15 protein-coding genes are annotated in these 15,762 nt (G+C 61.3%); 1 reads left to right on the forward strand and 14 read right to left on the reverse strand.

What is annotated here, in order from left to right; translation table 11 throughout:
- Positions 1 to 69: 69 nt before the first annotated feature.
- The 4 genes from AB5Y51_RS12040 to rplU all read right to left on the reverse strand — a co-directional run bounded on the left by AB5Y51_RS12040 (position 70) and on the right by rplU (position 3,786).
- Positions 70 to 1,440 (reverse strand): YjiH family protein, encoded by a 1,371-nt coding sequence (locus AB5Y51_RS12040; RefSeq protein ID WP_200164554.1) that lies wholly within the window; start codon positions 1,438 to 1,440, stop codon positions 70 to 72.
- Positions 1,441 to 1,807: 367 nt separating this feature from the next.
- A complete protein-coding gene (gene cgtA / locus AB5Y51_RS12045; protein WP_010673200.1) occupies positions 1,808 to 3,010 on the reverse strand; it encodes an Obg family GTPase CgtA in 1,203 nt (400 codons plus the stop codon).
- Between the two features lie 189 nt (positions 3,011 to 3,199).
- Positions 3,200 to 3,457: a 50S ribosomal protein L27 gene (rpmA, locus tag AB5Y51_RS12050; protein ID WP_010673199.1), complete on the reverse strand. Its 258-nt coding sequence runs from the start codon at positions 3,455 to 3,457 to the stop codon at positions 3,200 to 3,202.
- A gap of 17 nt (positions 3,458 to 3,474) precedes the next feature.
- On the reverse strand, positions 3,475 to 3,786 hold the full coding sequence (gene rplU / locus AB5Y51_RS12055; protein ID WP_005304210.1) for a 50S ribosomal protein L21: 312 nt from the start codon (positions 3,784 to 3,786) through the stop codon (positions 3,475 to 3,477).
- 242 nt (positions 3,787 to 4,028) lie between these two features.
- Between rplU and ispB the strand changes: the two genes are divergently transcribed.
- The gene (ispB, locus tag AB5Y51_RS12060; protein WP_042864355.1) at positions 4,029 to 5,000 is read left to right on the forward strand and encodes an octaprenyl diphosphate synthase; all 972 of its coding nucleotides are present in this window, start codon (positions 4,029 to 4,031) and stop codon (positions 4,998 to 5,000) included.
- Positions 5,001 to 5,088: 88 nt separating this feature from the next.
- Here ispB and AB5Y51_RS12065 read toward each other — a convergent pair whose 3' ends face one another.
- The 10 genes from AB5Y51_RS12065 to AB5Y51_RS12110 all read right to left on the reverse strand — a co-directional run bounded on the left by AB5Y51_RS12065 (position 5,089) and on the right by AB5Y51_RS12110 (position 15,722).
- Positions 5,089 to 5,277, reverse strand: coding sequence for a DUF2065 family protein (locus AB5Y51_RS12065; protein WP_010673197.1), 189 nt, complete (start codon positions 5,275 to 5,277; stop codon positions 5,089 to 5,091).
- Positions 5,278 to 5,368: 91 nt separating this feature from the next.
- A complete protein-coding gene (hflC, locus tag AB5Y51_RS12070; RefSeq protein ID WP_010673196.1) occupies positions 5,369 to 6,253 on the reverse strand; it encodes a protease modulator HflC in 885 nt (294 codons plus the stop codon).
- A gap of 3 nt (positions 6,254 to 6,256) precedes the next feature.
- On the reverse strand, positions 6,257 to 7,408 hold the full coding sequence (gene hflK, locus AB5Y51_RS12075; protein ID WP_010673195.1) for an FtsH protease activity modulator HflK: 1,152 nt from the start codon (positions 7,406 to 7,408) through the stop codon (positions 6,257 to 6,259).
- Positions 7,409 to 7,501: 93 nt separating this feature from the next.
- The gene (hflX, locus tag AB5Y51_RS12080; RefSeq protein ID WP_010673194.1) at positions 7,502 to 8,788 is read right to left on the reverse strand and encodes a ribosome rescue GTPase HflX; all 1,287 of its coding nucleotides are present in this window, start codon (positions 8,786 to 8,788) and stop codon (positions 7,502 to 7,504) included.
- A 63-nt stretch (positions 8,789 to 8,851) separates the two neighbouring features.
- Entirely contained in the window at positions 8,852 to 9,115 is a 264-nt protein-coding gene (gene hfq, locus AB5Y51_RS12085; RefSeq protein ID WP_011704864.1) for an RNA chaperone Hfq, read from the reverse strand.
- A gap of 72 nt (positions 9,116 to 9,187) precedes the next feature.
- A complete protein-coding gene (gene miaA, locus AB5Y51_RS12090; protein ID WP_080990034.1) occupies positions 9,188 to 10,105 on the reverse strand; it encodes a tRNA (adenosine(37)-N6)-dimethylallyltransferase MiaA in 918 nt (305 codons plus the stop codon).
- A gap of 92 nt (positions 10,106 to 10,197) precedes the next feature.
- Positions 10,198 to 12,081: a DNA mismatch repair endonuclease MutL gene (mutL, locus tag AB5Y51_RS12095; protein WP_368178502.1), complete on the reverse strand. Its 1,884-nt coding sequence runs from the start codon at positions 12,079 to 12,081 to the stop codon at positions 10,198 to 10,200.
- 106 nt (positions 12,082 to 12,187) lie between these two features.
- Positions 12,188 to 13,705, reverse strand: a complete 1,518-nt coding sequence (locus AB5Y51_RS12100; protein WP_202607998.1) for an N-acetylmuramoyl-L-alanine amidase — start codon at positions 13,703 to 13,705, stop codon at positions 12,188 to 12,190.
- A gap of 23 nt (positions 13,706 to 13,728) precedes the next feature.
- Entirely contained in the window at positions 13,729 to 14,202 is a 474-nt protein-coding gene (gene tsaE / locus AB5Y51_RS12105) for a tRNA (adenosine(37)-N6)-threonylcarbamoyltransferase complex ATPase subunit type 1 TsaE (RefSeq protein WP_201925414.1), read from the reverse strand.
- A 17-nt stretch (positions 14,203 to 14,219) separates the two neighbouring features.
- Entirely contained in the window at positions 14,220 to 15,722 is a 1,503-nt protein-coding gene (locus AB5Y51_RS12110) for an NAD(P)H-hydrate dehydratase (protein WP_368178503.1), read from the reverse strand.
- Between the last annotated feature and the right edge of the window lie 40 nt (positions 15,723 to 15,762).

The raw sequence follows: 15,762 nt of genomic DNA on the forward strand, positions 1-15,762 counted from the left end.
CTTCCGCTGACACTCGCCCATAAAAAAACGGTCAACCCAGGTTGACCGTTTTTCGTTCCACTTCGCCCCTTAGAACAGCAGGTGCGCCACACCGGCAATCACCGGCAGGGTGACCAGGGTGCGCAGCAGGAAGATGACAAACAGCTCCCACAACTTGACCGGGATCTTGCTGCCCAGCAACAGAGCGCCCACTTCCGACATGTAGATGAGCTGGGTGACCGACATGGCGGCGATCACGAAGCGGGTGATGTCGCTCTCGATAGTGGAGGCCAGCACCGCCGGGATGAACATGTCGGCGAAGCCCACCATGATGGTCTTGGAAGCAGCTTCCGCCTCCGGCAGTTGCAGCAGCTCCAGCAAGGGTACGAAGGGGGCCCCCAGCCAATTGAAGATGGAGGTGTGCTCGGCCAGCATCAGGGCGCAGGTGCCGATGGCCATCACCACCGGCAGCACGCCAAACACCATGTCCAGGGCGTTTTTCACCCCTTCACGCGCCACGGCGCCGAGATCCGTCATGCTGTCGGCCTTGGTCAGGGCACGATGGTAGCCGTAGCTCAGAACGCTGTGCTGATGGGGGATTGCCTCCTGCTTGCGGCACAGGGGAGTACCGTCGCTGTAGACATCCTTCTTCCAGGAGAGCGGCGGCAGGCGCGGTACCACGATGGCGGCCACCACACCGGCCAGGCAGACGGTCAGGTAGAAGGGGACGAACATGTGCTCCAGCTTCACCTGGGAGATCACCACCAGGCAGAAGGTGATGGAGACGGCGGAGAAGGTGGTACCGATGACGGCCGCTTCCCGCTGGGTGTAAAACTTGCCTTCATACTGCTTGCTGGTCAGCAGGATCCCGACGCTGCCATCACCGAGCCAGGAGGCGAAGCAGTCCACCGCAGAACGCCCCGGCAGACGGAACACCGGGCGCATGATGCGGGTCATCATGGTACCGACAAACTCCAGCAGACCAAAATCCAGCAGCAAGGGCAGCAGCAGGCCCGCAAAGATGAAGACGGAGAACAGTACCGGCAGCAGATCGTGCAACACCAGGCCGCCGGTCGCCCCTGAGCGCAGCACCTCGGGACCGGCTTCAAAGAAGGTCAACAGCACGAAGACCCCGCCCAGCACCCGCACGCACGCCCAGAAGGGGGAGACGTTGAACAGGCTGTTGAGGAAGGGGCGTTTCACCAGGATCGCCGGTTTGAACAGCCAGGCGATCAGGGTCATCAGCATGGTGGTGGTGATGATGGCGCTGACCATGGCCACCAGATGATCGGCAAACACCGTTTGAACCAGCTTCGCCAACACGGCGACGGGAATGGTGACATTGCCGTCATAGATGACCGGGGTCATGAACAGCAGGATCCCGATCAGTGACGGGATCAAAAACATCAGCACGTTGCGGCGAGTACGGATTGCCGGTGCTTCCAGGGTCTTTTCCAACATATAAACAGCCTTAAATGTGACTTTTCCTTCAGCCGGGCCACCTGCATACTCATGCCCTCGCCCGGAAAACGGGCGCAAGAATAACCCAAAAAACTGCACAAACAAGCCGTTAATTGATCATTTCAAGCATAAATATTTTATCAGGCGAACCATCCATAAGAACAAACCAAAACAGTCATGCATATCGATTCAATTTGAATGGTTAGCATAATGTTTCATGCAGGTTACATTCAGGTGCGCAGTATAATCCGCAGCCACTGTCAGGCAATAAGAGACATGAAAAATATATCTATAGGGTGATCCCGTCGATCCTCCCATAAAAAAAACCGGAGCCTGTCTGGCTCCGGTCTTGTCACGAACATGATGCTCAATCGCGAACGTAAATGACTTCGACGCCGTCGTCGTCCTCATCGTCCCAGTCGTCATCGTCCAGGCCATCATCGAAGGCCTTGGACGCCGCCAGGGCATCGGCTTCCGCCTTGGCAAGCTGGTTCTTGTGGTAGTCGTCCCACTTGAACTCCACCTTCTCGATGGCGTCTCTGGCATCTTCCGCCAGCTGACGAGGCATGGTGTCCAGCAGATCCAGGATGTCGTAGCACACCTTCTTGGTGCCTTCCTTGCTGATGGCGGTGATGGCGTAGACCGGACCTTCGTGGTTGAGGGCTGCCTTGACTCTGTCCATCACTTCCTGAGCCTCTTCTTCCAGGATCAGGTCCATCTTGTTGAACACCAGCCAGCGCGGCTTGCCCGCAAGCTCGGGGCTGTATTTTTCCAGCTCCCGGACGATGGTCACGGCGTTCTCGGCAGGATCGGAGCCATCCACCGGGCAGATGTCCACCAGGTGGATCAGGACGCGGCAACGCTCCAGGTGCTTGAGGAAGCGGATACCCAGGCCTGCCCCCTCGGCAGCCCCTTCGATGAGGCCAGGAATGTCGGCAATGACGAAGGAACGGGAGTTTTCACCGCGTACCACACCCAGGTTCGGTACCAGGGTGGTGAAGGGGTAGTCTGCCACTTTCGGACGGGCCGCAGAAACGGCGCGAATGAAGGTGGACTTGCCTGCGTTGGGCAGACCCAGCATGCCGACATCCGCCAGCAGCAGCAGCTCCAGCCTCAGGGTACGCACTTCACCCGGGGTGCCGTTGCTCTTCTGGCGCGGCGCCCGGTTGACCGAGCTCTTGAAGCGGGTGTTGCCAAGGCCGTGGAAGCCACCCTTGGCAACCAGCAGCTTCTGATCGTGACTGGTCAAATCCCCCAGCAGTTCGCCGGTGTCTTCATCGGTGGCACGGGTTCCCACCGGCACGCGCAGGATCTTGTCCTTGCCGCGACGACCGGTACAGTTGGCACTCTGGCCGTTCTCGCCACGCTCGGCGGCGTGGAAGCGCTCGAAACGGTAGTCGATCAGGGTGTTCAGGTTTTCATCGGCCACCAGATACACGTCGCCACCATCACCGCCGTCACCGCCGTCCGGGCCGCCGTTCGGGATGTACTTCTCGCGGCGGAAGCTCACACAACCGTTACCACCGTCACCGGCATCGACTCGAATCTGGACTTCATCAACAAACTTCATAGGTAACCGTCACCTTAATTCGAAAAACCGATACGCAATTATAGTGATACGGGCCCCTTCGGGCGAGGCGCATCTGGCCGATGAGGGCTGTCTGCGCCGGCTCATCCGCGTGCCGTTTTTTCGTCAAACTCATCAGAAAAACAAAAGCCCCGCCAGGTTGGCGGGGCTTCGGATCCTTGCGGTCCGTAATTACTCAGCAACGATGCTGACGTACTTACGATTCTGCGGACCTTTAACTTCGAACTGCACTTTACCGTTCGCGGTAGCGAACAGAGTGTGGTCCTTGCCCAGACCAACGTTCTCACCAGCGTGGAACTTGGTGCCGCGCTGACGAACGATGATGCTGCCAGCCAGAACTGTTTCGCCGCCGAAACGCTTCACGCCCAGGCGTTTAGCTTCAGAATCGCGACCGTTGCGGGATGAACCGCCAGCTTTTTTGTGTGCCATCTATCGGACTCCTCTAATTAAGCGCTGATGCCAGTGATTTTGACTTCAGTGAACCACTGACGGTGGCCCGCTTGCTTACGGTGGTGCTTACGACGACGGAACTTGACGATAGTCACTTTCTCGCCACGGCCGTGAGCCACAACTTCAGCCACAACCTTGCCACCTTCAACGAAAGGAGCACCTACTTTGAAAGTGTCGCCTGCAGCAACCATCAGCACTTCGTTGAAGTCGATGGTAGCGCCAGTCTCAACGTTCAGCTTTTCCAGACGAACGATTTGACCTTCGGCCACACGGTGTTGTTTTCCGCCGCTTTGGAATACCGCGTACATTTGATTAACTCCGTAAAGGCGTGTCTTTTGCTCAAGGCCAGACACGCACAAAAACCTATAACAATGGGCGGGCATTCTACGCAGAACGATTTGCCGAGGCAAGGCCAATTTAGCAAAAAGTTTATTTTGTGCGCATATCTGCCCCCGTGAATAAACGCCTAACTGTAACCCATTGTGAAATCGTGTAGAATCCCCGCCATTGCTAAAAACGCAGTAAATGCTGCCGTCACGTTGCGAGACTTATGGACCAACAGACTATCCGTGCGCTCTGTGCCGCCGACATGACGGCGGTCAATGAACTGATCCTGGCGAGACTCCAGTCCGATGTCAGCCTGATCAACCAGCTGGGTTTCTATATTGTCAGTGCAGGCGGAAAACGGATGCGCCCCATGCTGACCGTGATGGCCGCACGCGCACTGGGCTATGAGGGTGAAGATCACCTGAAACTGGCCGCCATCGTCGAGTTCATTCACACCTCCACCCTGCTGCACGACGACGTGGTCGACGAATCCGACCTGCGCCGCGGCCGGGAAACCGCCAACGCCCTGTTTGGCAACGCCGCCAGCGTCCTGGTGGGTGACTACCTCTACAGCCGCTCCTTCCAGATGATGAGCGAACTCTCCAACCTGAAGGTGATGGAGATCCTCTCCGATGCCACCAACACCATCGCCGAAGGCGAAGTGCTGCAGCTGATGAACTGCAACGATCCGGATACCACGGAAGAGAGCTACATGACGGTCATCTACTGCAAGACCGCCAAGCTGTTTGAAGCCGCGACCCGACTCGCCGCCGTGCTGACCCATCAGCCCGAGCCCGTCGAGCAGGCCATGACCGACTACGGCAAGTACCTGGGTACCGCGTTCCAGATCATCGACGACGTGATGGACTACTGCTCCCAGAGCGAGGAGATGGGCAAGAACGTGGGTGACGATCTGGCTGAAGGCAAGCCGACCCTGCCGCTGTTGCGCGCCATGGAAGTGGGTACCCCGGAAGAGCGTCAACTGGTGCGCGATGCCATCGAGCACCGCAACGGTATGGATCACCTGGAGCGTATTCTGGGCATCCTGGATCGCACCGGAGCTCTCGAATACTCCCGCCAGCGGGCTCGGGAAGAGGCTGACAAGGCCATCGCCGCCCTCGCCATCCTGCCGGACTCCCGGCACAAGCAAGCGCTGGAGACCCTGGCCCACATGGCGGTGCAGCGCAGCGCCTGATGCCAGCCGGCGGACAATAAAAAAGAGGCCAGAGGGCCTCTTTTTTATTGTCCGAATTCACCGTGCCACTGCCGTATCAACACAGGCTCTAACGGGCCAACGCCCACAAGATGACGCCACCTGCCACCACCAGACAGCCGCCGATGCGACGCAGCTGTTCCGGCGGCAACTCCCCGAGCAGGCGCAGCATCTGCTGCCATGCCCTGGGAGCGAGCAAGGGCCCCAATCCTTCGAAGAGCAGCAGCAACCCCAGCCCCATCAACATGGATGTCAGCATCACCTCTCCTTATACCTGTTCCCCTGCCGGTCTGTGACCGCCAAACAAAAGGGCCTGAATCATCAGGCCCTTGGGTCATATCAACACGTGTTTACTGCTTGTTGCCGTGCGGCGACTTGAGGTAGCGGAAGAACTCGCTGTCCGGTTTCAGGACCATGAGGTCGTTGCCACCGGCGAAGCTCTTGCGATAGGCCTCCATGCTGCGCACGAAGCTGAAAAACTCGGGGTCTTTCTTGTAGCTGTCGGCATAGATCCTGGCGGCCTCGGCATCCCCTTCACCACGCAGCTGACGGGCATTACTCTCGGCGTCGGCGATCATCACGGTCACCTTGCGGTCGATGTCGGCACGCAGGATCTCGGCCTGCTCGCGGCCCTGTGAACGGTGTTCACGGGCAACCGCGGTCCGCTCGGCACGCATCCGCTGATAGATGGAGCTGGAAACTTCCACCGGCAGGTTGATCTGCTTGATGCGCACATCCACCACCTTGATGCCGAGCTCGGAGGAGCGCGCCATCTTCATCAGGGCATCTTCCATCACGGTACTGCGCTCGCCGGAGACGATGTCCTTGATGGTGCGGTTACCGATCTCGGAACGCAGGCCGTTGTTGATCTTGCGCTTGAGCAGGTCTTCAGCCTGGATCTTGTTGCCACCACCGGTCGCCAGGTAGTACTTGGAGAAGTCCTCGATCTTCCACTTCACGTAGGAGTCGATGATGAGGTCCTTCTTCTCGGACGTAACGAAGCGATCCGCCTGGCCTTCCAGAGTCTGGATGCGGGCATCCATCTTACGTACCTGGTCGATGAGCGGCACCTTGAAGTGCAGGCCCGGCTCGTACAGGCGCGGTTCACCGGAGTCGACCCGTTTCACCTTGCCAAACTGCACCACGATCCCCTTTTGTCCTTCATCGACGATGAAGATGGAAGAGAAGCAGACCATGGCGGCCACAGCGATGACACCAATAGCTAGCTTTTTCATCTATCAGTTTCTCCCTGTGCTGAAACGATCACCGCCACGCAGCGGGGTCGGAGTGGAGTTGGCCCCTTCGTTGGACGGCTGGGCCGCCTCGACTGCCGGGGTGCCCGCAGGACGTGCCGGTTGCACGGCATTCGCCTTGCCAGAGAGCTTGTCGAGCGGCAGGTAGATCATGCTGTTGTTGCCGGCCGGCATGTCGACCACCACCTTGTTGGCCTGCTGATAGAGCTCTTCCATGGTTTCGAGGTAGATACGATCACGGGTCAGCTCGGGCGCGGCCTGATACTGGGGCAGCAGCTCGTTGAAGCGAGCGACTTCACCCTTGGCCTTCAACACGATCTGGGACTTGTAGGCTTCGGCCTCCTGCTCCAGACGTTTGACCTGGCCACGAGCCTTGGGCTCCACTTCACGGGCATAGGCTTCCGCTTCACGGATGAAACGCTGCTCATCTTCCTGGGCGGAGATGGCGTCATCAAACGCATCCTTCACCTCTTCCGGCGGACGCGCCGGCAGGAAGTTGACGTCCACGATCTGCAGACCCATCTGATAGGGCTCGATGATGCTGTCGATCACCTGCCAGGTTTCCTGACGCACCTTCTCACGACCCGTGGTCAGCACATCGTCCATCCGGGTGTGACCCACCACGTAGCGCAGGGCGCTGTCGGTGGCCTGGCTCAGGCTCTCGTCTGCATTGGTCACGCTGAACAGGTACTGCTCGGGATCGACCACGCGATACTGCACGTCCATCTCGACCCGCACCACGTTCTCATCCTGGGTCAGCATGAAACCGGACGCCGGCAGGGAACGGACCGATTCCACGTCCACCGGGATCACCCGGTCGATGAAGGTCGGTTTCCAGCGCAGACCGGGATCCACGTTGTGGGAGTATTCGCCAAAGCGCAGCACCACGCCCCGCTCGGCTTCGCGAATGGTGTAGAAGCCGCTGACGACCCACACCACCACGGCCACCACCAAGGCAATGGAGAGGCCGAACTTGCCGACGTCACCACCACCGGATTTGCCACCACCGAGCAGACCGCCAAAACGACGGCTCACCTTGCGAAGCATCTCGTCCAGATCAGGGGGGCCCTGATTCTTGCCGTTGTTCCCCCAGGGGTCACGGTCTTTGCCATTGTTACCAGGCTCATTCCAAGCCATCAGCGTCTCCATTAATACATGCGGATGGATATCATCTCTATCGGGCCACAGAGGGGCGATGAAATCAGCAAACCAGTTATGTTCATCGACCCATCAATGCCTGATAAAGCGTTGTAAACTCTCACCTTCTTGTTTCATGAGGCGGTTCCAGTCAGCCAGTTGCAGGCGAACTTCCAGCACAAAGTCCCCCTCCTCGCTGAAACCTTCCTGCTCGATACCTTTCAGCCGATAGAGCGCACTGCGCAGTCTGGCGGCGGAAGGGGGCAGTTGCAGGGTGTGATGCACCATGGAGCCGGCCAGCAGTTCGGTCAGTGCCTGGAACAGGTATTCACTGCCCTCGCCAGTCTGGGCCGACAACCAGACTCGCACCGGTCGTCCAGCCTCATCCCGTTCAAGACCAGCCGGACGATCCCCCAGCTTGTCGATCTTGTTGCAGATCATCAGTTGGGGACGGTCATCCGCCTCGATCTCGGCCAGCACACGCTGGACCGACTCGATATTCTCCTGCATCTGTTCATCGGCGCAGTCCACCACGTGCAGCAGCAGGTCCGCTTCGCGAGTCTCCTGCAGGGTCGCCTTGAAGGCCGCGACCAGATCATGGGGCAAGTGCCGAATAAATCCAACTGTATCCGCCAGGATCACATCACCCACATCCTGGATCACCAATTTGCGCAGGGTGGGGTCCAGGGTTGCGAACAATTGGTCGGCAGCATACACGCTGGCATCTGTAAGTTGGTTGAACAAAGTGGATTTTCCGGCGTTGGTATACCCCACCAGAGAAACGGTCGGCACTTCGTTGCGGTTGCGGGCACGGCGCCCCTGCTCCCGCTGCTTGGCCACCTTGTCGAGGCGGCGCAAAATGGCCTTGATGCGCTCACGCAGCAGGCGTCGGTCGGTTTCAAGCTGGGTTTCACCCGGGCCGCGCAGACCGATCCCCCCCTTTTGTCGCTCAAGGTGGGTCCAGCCTCGCACCAGACGAGTGGAAAGATGGCGCAACTGGGCCAGTTCGACCTGCAACTTGCCTTCGTGAGTGCGGGCGCGCTGGGCGAAGATATCGAGGATAAGGCCAGTCCTGTCCACGACCCGGCACTGGAACAGACGCTCCAGGTTGCGCTCCTGGGCGGGGGTCAGGGCATGGTTGAAGATGACCACGTCAGCGTCCAGCATCTGGACCTGGGACGCGATCTCTTCCGCCTTGCCGCTACCGACAAAAAATTTGGCGCTGGGTGCGCTGCGACTGGTGGTGATCACCCCCAGTGCATTGACCCCGGCCGAGCTCACCAGCATCTTGAGCTCGTCCAGATCCTCCCGCTCGCCCTCATCGCTGAAGTTGACATGTACCAGAACGGCCTGTTCACCAGCTTCGTAACGGTCAAACAAGCGCTTGCTCCTTGACAGGTATCATGATGGATCTGAGTTGGCGAGTGAACTCGCCGCAGGATATCACGCCTCGGCTTCACCCTGCTCTTCACCGGCGGCGCCCGGGGCGTGCTGGTGATGGTTGACGGCACGGGCCGGCACCACGGTGGAAATGGCGTGCTTGTAGACCATCTGGCTCACGGTGTTCTTCAGCAGAATGACAAACTGGTCAAACGATTCGATCTGACCCTGCAGTTTGATGCCGTTCACCAAATAGATAGAAACAGGAATACGCTCACGGCGCAGCGCATTCAAAAACGGGTCTTGGAGAGATTGCCCCTTAGCCATCTTTCTTTTCCTTATAGTTTGTTGTTTTTAAACACCGGATATTCAATATAACAACCTGATTATACAGGAGTGTCAAGCCGGACCAGCTTGGGCGACGACCCTGGCCAGATTGCCAGACTCACCAGATTCCAACCAGGTCACATCAGGCCAACCGCGCAACCAGGTCATCTGACGCTTGGCCAACTGGCGGGTGGCAACAATGCCGCGATAACGCATCTCATCATACTCCACTTCCCCCGCCAGGTAGTCCCACATTTGGCGGTATCCCACGCAGCGAATGGAGGGAAGATCCGGGGTGAGATCCCCCCGCTCGTAAAGCGCCCTGACCTCCTGCTCGAAGCCGCTGCCCAGCATCTTGTCAAACCGCTGTTCGATGCGCTGGTGCAGCACGGCCCGATCCCTCGGCGCGATGGCAAACTGCAGCGCCCGGTAGGGCAGCCCCTCTCCCTGTACCTGGGTCAACTCGGTGAGGGTCTTGCCGCTGATGCGGTAAACCTCGAGCGCCCGGCACAGGCGCTGGGGATCGTTGGGGTGGATGCGGGCACCGGCCACCGGGTCGATGCGCACCAGTTCGTCGTGCAGCGCCTGCCAGCCGAGGCGGGCAGCCTCTTCCTCGATGCCGGCCCGCACGGCAGGATCGGCGGAAGGCAGTGGAGAAAGCCCCTCCAGCAGCGCCTTGAAATAGAGCATGGTGCCGCCCACCAGCAGCGGAATGCGGCCACGGTCGGCGATCTCTTTCATCTCCCGCAGGGCATCCTTGCAAAAATCCGCCGCCGAATAGCTCATGGCGGGATCCAGGATGTCGATGAGCCGGTGCGGGGCCTGCGCCAGCTCGGCTGGCGTCGGCTTGGCGGTGCCTATGTCCATGCCGCGATAGATGAGCGCGGAGTCCACGCTGATGATGTCGCAGGGCAGGGCCTGGCACAGTTCAATGGCGAGATCCGTCTTGCCGGAGGCCGTCGGCCCCATCAGAAAAATTGCAGTCGGCAAGTCAGCCACGTTAAACACTCCCTTCGGCCGCCCCTTCACGGGCGAGCCGGCATAAAACTGGTCATATGGATGCAACAGACGACGAGACGCCGTCAGTTGCCATCGGCAAACTCGGCCAGCACGTTCGCCAGCGGCAACGGGCGCACCATGCGAACGTCTGCCAGTTGGTCACTGAAATCGGCAACAAGTTCCGTCAACAACCGGGTGGCAGTGGCAAAATCGTATATTTTTTCGGCACTTATGCCTTGTTCCACCAACCACTGGCATAGTACCCCAGCCTGCGCGTCGGCATCACTGTCAGATCCACTCTCGACCAGCTGCAACAATTCGGGTAAGAGACGGGCCAGATCGGTCTGGCGCAGCAGGGCAGGCACCCGAGTCAGGATCATGGTGTCGCGTCCCCCGCTTTTCAACTCCAGCCCCATGCGTTTGAGCAGGCGTTCCCGCTCCTCCACCAGGGCGACCAGGTTTTTCGGCAGCTTGAAGGAGACCGGCAGCAACAGAGGCTGGGCCGCCAGCCCCTGGCCCCAGGCATCCAGCAGCCAGTGGCGCAACAGCAGACGCTCGGCACGCACCAGGGAGAGCAGCGCCAGCTGCCCCTGACGCTCCATCAGCAGATAGGCCTGCTCGACCAGGCTCAGGGCGCGCCACTCCCCCGTTCGGACTGGCGTCTCGACGGCTCCGCTCTCGGCTCCGGGCCGGGATGCCGGCGTCGCCACCTCGGGCAGGGTGGTGAGCAAGGCGCCCATGCCTCGCATCGCGGCCCGGCTCGGGGGTTCGGGAGGCTGGTAGTGTCCTCCCCTGCCACCACCGCCTTCCCGCACGCCGTCGCCATCTCGCGCAGGGGCAGGAGCCCGATAGCCGTGTTCGGCACCGTACCACTCGGTGCGCGGCGCCTGACCCGGATAGGTGACCTCCGGGCTGCCCGGCAGCTCGACCTGGGTCTCGGCCAGGGGTTCATCGGTGGCGCTCCCTGCCCCGTCCTGGCGCAGGGCGGTAAACAGCGCCTGGAAGATAAAATCGTGGATGAGACGCGCCTGATGGAAACGCACTTCGTGCTTGGCCGGATGGACGTTGACGTCCACCTGGCGGGGATCCAGCTCGATATAGAGCACATAGGCCGCGAAGCGATCGGCGGGCAGCAGCTCGTCATAGGCCTGGCGAATGGCGTGATTGATGAGCTTGTCCCGCATCATGCGGCCATTGACATAGGTGTATTGCAGGTCGTTCTGCGGCCTGGCTCCTGCCGGGGTGGCCAGCCAGCCCCACAACCGCACGTCGCTGTGTTCGCTCGATACCGCCAGGGCATGGTGCATGAAGGGGGAACCGCAGACGGCGGCGAGGCGGCGCTCCTGCTCCGCCACCGTGTTGGCCGCCTTGTACTGGCGCACCACCTTGCCGTTGTGGCGCAGGATCAGGGTAGCGTCGAAGCGGGAAAGCGCGATGCGGCGCACCAGTTCGTCGATGTGGGCAAATTCGGTCTTTTCGCTGCGCATGAACTTGCGCCGCGCCGGGGTGTTGAAGAAGAGATCCACCACCTCCACCGTGGTGCCCACCGGGTGGGCCGCCGGCTTGACGGTGACGCTCATCTCACGCCCTTCCGCCTGGGCCTGCCAGGCCTCGCTCTGCTCTGCCGTACGGGAGGTGAAGGTGAGGCGGGAGACGGAGCTGATGGAGGCGAGCGCCTCCCCGCGAAAGCCCAGGCTGTTGATCCCTTCCAGATCGTCCAGGGTCGCCACCTTGGAGGTGGCGTGGCGCGACAGCGCCAGCACCAGCTCATCCCTGGCGACACCGCAGCCGTTGTCACGAATGCGGATAAGCTTGGCGCCTCCCTTGTCGATGTCGATCTCGACCCGGTCAGCCCCCGCATCCAGGCTGTTTTCCACCAGTTCCTTCACCACGGAGGAGGGCCGCTCCACGACCTCACCGGCAGCAATCTGGTTGGCCAGAATCGGCGGCAATATACGGATTGGCATCGCTTGCTCCTGCAGATGAAAAAGGGGAAGAGGTGGACCTGGCGCCATCAACGCTCACCGCCCCTCCCTGCCATCGGCAGAGAAGGGCGGCGTTCTTCAGTCCGCGCTATTTTCGCGGAATATAGAGCACCTGCCCTATCTGGATGTCCCGTGACTTGAGCTTGTTGATCTCCACCAGTCGCGCCTGACTCACCCCATGTTTCTCGGCGAGACGGGAGAGACTCTGGCCACGGGTGACCACGTGGCGGATCATGTTGGACTTGTCGTTGCTCTGCACGCTGGCAACCGGCGCACTCGGCTCCTGGGCTGCGACCTTGTAAGGTTTGATCACGCCGGCACCGGAGGCGCTGCCGACACTGCTGACCGGGGCACCGCCCTCACCGACGCGATAGGGCTCGCTCGCCGGCATCCGGTTGGTCACGACTTGCTGCGTTGGCTGGGCAGCCGGCTTGCTGACAGCGACCGGCTTGCTGGCAGGCGCCTGACGCGGCGGGGCGGCAACCTGGCCCTTGCCGGTGAGCATGGGCCCCTTGGTCGGATGACTGCGGTAATAGTTGCGGATCCCCTCGAAGATGGCCCGGGCCAGCTGATCCTGATAGCTGGCGGTGGCCAGCAGCTTCTCCTCGGCGTGGTTCGAGATAAAGCCCGTCTCCACCAGTACCGAGGGGATGTCCGGCGCCTTCAGCACCGCCAGGCTCGCATGTTCCGGCGCCTTCTTGTGCAATCTGGCCACCCGGCCGAGCGAGCGCAGGATCTGGCGGCTGACGTCATAGCCTTCGGCCCTGGACTTGTCCATGGAGAGATCCAGGAAGGTCTGCGCCAGATAGGGGTTGGGATCGGATTCGGCCAATACCTTGCCAACGCCCCCCAGCAGCTCCCCCTGTTTCTCCTGCTTCTCGAGCCAGCTACCCATCTCGCGGTTGGCGCGATTGGTCGACAGCACCCAGACGGAGGCGCCGCGAGGAGTCGAGTTGTGGAAGCTGTCGGCATGCACCGACACCAGCAGGTCTGCCTTGGCCTTGCGGGCGATTTCGGAGCGTTTGTTGAGATCGACGAAGTAGTCGCCACGGCGGGTCAGCACGGCTCGCATGCCGGGCTCCCGGTCGATGAGGGCCGCCAGCTTCTGGGAGACCGCCAGGGTCACCCGTTTCTCGTAGGTGCGGCGCGGGCCGATGGAGCCCGGGTCTTCCCCACCGTGACCAGGATCGATGGCGATGACGATGGCCTTGCCGTGCCCCCCGACGGGAGCGGGCTGCGCCGCAGCGCTCCCCTTCTCTTCATAGGGAAGATCGATCACCAGACGGTGGCCATAGGGACCTGCCGGCGCCAGCGGGAAGACCACCGGCTTGATGGCAGAGCCGAGATCCAGCACCAGTCGCAGGCCGCCCTTCTCCAGCGGCGTGCTCTCGCGGATCTTGCGCACCAGCTCGCTCTTGTTCTCGATGCGGGCCAGGTTGGTGGCGTTGCTCGCCCCTTTCAGGTCGATGACCAGACGGTTCGGACCGGTCAGGGTGAAGTAGTTGAAATTGGGGGCGCTGCTCATGTCGAGCACCACCCGGGTGTTGTCCGGTGATGGCCACACCCGCACACTCTTGAGCTGATTGGCCCAGGTGGGCAATGCCATCAGGGAGAGAACAAAAACAAGGATCACGCGCACTGAGATGACAACCGTTCCAGAATGGCTTCGCCGATAGCAGTGCGGGCATCAATCTGCACCTCGCGCTGCTCGTTTGCATACCTCAGGGTGATCTCGAGATCCGGGGCTGGCAGCCAGCCGTCGCCCTTCTCTGGCCACTCCACCAGGCAGAGGGTATCGGCGGCGAAATAGTCGCGAATGCCCATGAACTCCAGCTCTTCCGGATCCGCCAGTCGATAGAGATCGAAGTGATAGACCTGCCACTGGGCAAGCTCATAGGGCTCCACCAGGGTATAGGTCGGGCTCTTGACCTTGCCCTCATGACCCAGTCCCTGCACCCAGCCTCGGGTCAGAGTGGTTTTGCCGGCCCCGAGGGCACCGTGCAGAAATACCGTGGTGGCCTGTTGGCACGCCTTTGCCAGACGGCCACCCAGCGCCACTGTTGCTGCCTCGTCCGGCAGTGTCATCATCAAGGTTTTTGCCATGTTCTTCTTGTTACTTGTTACTGTGTCGGATTGACCAGACGACGGATCCAGGGCAGCAGATCCGATGCCAGCATGCCCCTCTCACCCTCGGCAGCGGCCAGATCGGCGGCCTCTGCGTGGATCACGGCCCCGAGTCGGGTGGCCATGCCCGCACACCAGCCCTGAGCCAGAAGGGCGGCGATTATACCAGACAAGAGGTCACCCATGCCGCCACTGGCCATGCCGGGGTTGCCCTCGTCGCACAGGGAAATGCGCCTGCCGTCGCAGATGAGCGACCCCGCCCCCTTGAGCAACACCACACCACCGTAGCGCTGTTGCAGTCGCGAGACGGCCGCAAACCTGTCCCCCTCGACCTCGGCGATGGAGCAACCCAGCAGGCGAGCCGCCTCCCCGGGGTGGGGCGTGAGCACCCAATTATCCTGATGACGGGGGGCCTGCGCCAGCCAATTCAATCCATCGGCGTCCAATACCAGTGGCACGGCGGCTCCGATGCCCTGTTCGAACCGGGCCCGGCCCCACCCATCCTGACCGAGCCCGGGGCCTAGTACCTGCACCGATGCCCACCCTTCATCCATGTCCGCCGGGCATCCCATCAGCTCGGGTTGAACCAGGCTGGCCGCCGGGCAATCCGGGTGCTGGCGCAGGCGTACCAATCCCGCCCCCGCCCGCAGACAGGCCTGACCCGCCAGCAGGATTGCTCCCTGCATGCCGAGGTTCCCCCCCGTCAGCAGTACCTTGCCGCTGTGTCCCTTGTGAGCCGAGCGCCTGCGCGGGGTCAGCAACCCCTTGAGGCTGGGATAATCGATCCGCTCGGCAGCGGGAACCCGTTCCTCCCCCGGCGTCACTCCCAGGGGATCCCGATCGAGGTGGCCGACTCCGTCTACCCCGTCGGCGGTGAGCATGCCCTGCTTGATGCCGATGAAGGTGAGGGTGCGGGTGGCACGCACCAGTGCGCCCATGGCGCGGCCGGTGTCGGCATTGAGACCGGAGGGGAGATCCACCGCCAGCACGGGCGCGTTCAAGCCATTGATTGTTGCGACGATCTTTGTCATTGACGAGGAGAGGGGAAGCTGGACGCCGGTACCGAGCAGTGCGTCTATGACCAGATCCGGCGGCGGCAGCGTGGCGGGCAGCAGATCCTCGGCCATGGTCACGCTCCCCCCCGATGCGAGCCACTCTTCGGCAGCCCGCCTGGCATCTCCCCTCAGCAGGCCGGGAGCCCGGGCGGCAATCACCAAAGGCTCGAGGCCGATGCGCCGGGCAAGGCGGGCCAGCACGTAGCCATCCCCACCGTTGTTGCCAGGGCCGACGAAGATCCACCACTGGCGGCTGTCGGGCCAGTGGTGACAGGCATAGTTGCACAGCGCACTCCCGGCCCGCTCCATCAGCACATAGAGGGGCAACCCCTCCTGCTCGGCCCAGCGCAGTTCCATGCTGCGGATCTGCTCGGCCCGCCACAGGGGTTGTGCTAGACTCTCCCACTCATTTTTGCGGATAGCGTCCCCGAACACCTCTACCATGACGGCCCCCACGTTTCATCATCCCATGACCCGGCAACTG

The organism is Aeromonas sp. R7-1 (assembly GCF_040908115.1).
In the GTDB taxonomy this organism is placed as follows: Bacteria; Pseudomonadota; Gammaproteobacteria; order Enterobacterales; family Aeromonadaceae; genus Aeromonas; species Aeromonas caviae.

Bases quoted from the DNA above. Each gene is read 5' to 3' on its own strand.
- AB5Y51_RS12040 (WP_200164554.1), bottom strand. From the start codon at position 1,440: ATGTTGGAAAAGACCCTGGAAGCACCGGCAATCCGTACTCGCCGCAAC.
- cgtA (WP_010673200.1), bottom strand. From the start codon at position 3,010: ATGAAGTTTGTTGATGAAGTCCAGATTCGAGTCGATGCCGGTGACGGT.
- rpmA (WP_010673199.1), bottom strand. From the start codon at position 3,457: ATGGCACACAAAAAAGCTGGCGGTTCATCCCGCAACGGTCGCGATTCT.
- rplU (WP_005304210.1), bottom strand. From the start codon at position 3,786: ATGTACGCGGTATTCCAAAGCGGCGGAAAACAACACCGTGTGGCCGAA.
- ispB (WP_042864355.1), top strand. From the start codon at position 4,029: ATGGACCAACAGACTATCCGTGCGCTCTGTGCCGCCGACATGACGGCG.
- AB5Y51_RS12065 (WP_010673197.1), bottom strand. From the start codon at position 5,277: ATGCTGACATCCATGTTGATGGGGCTGGGGTTGCTGCTGCTCTTCGAA.
- hflC (WP_010673196.1), bottom strand. From the start codon at position 6,253: ATGAAAAAGCTAGCTATTGGTGTCATCGCTGTGGCCGCCATGGTCTGC.
- hflK (WP_010673195.1), bottom strand. From the start codon at position 7,408: ATGGCTTGGAATGAGCCTGGTAACAATGGCAAAGACCGTGACCCCTGG.
- hfq (WP_011704864.1), bottom strand. From the start codon at position 9,115: ATGGCTAAGGGGCAATCTCTCCAAGACCCGTTTTTGAATGCGCTGCGC.
- mutL (WP_368178502.1), bottom strand. From the start codon at position 12,081: ATGCCAATCCGTATATTGCCGCCGATTCTGGCCAACCAGATTGCTGCC.
- AB5Y51_RS12100 (WP_202607998.1), bottom strand. From the start codon at position 13,705: ATGGCATTGCCCACCTGGGCCAATCAGCTCAAGAGTGTGCGGGTGTGG.
- tsaE (WP_201925414.1), bottom strand. From the start codon at position 14,202: ATGGCAAAAACCTTGATGATGACACTGCCGGACGAGGCAGCAACAGTG.
- AB5Y51_RS12110 (WP_368178503.1), bottom strand. From the start codon at position 15,722: ATGGTAGAGGTGTTCGGGGACGCTATCCGCAAAAATGAGTGGGAGAGT.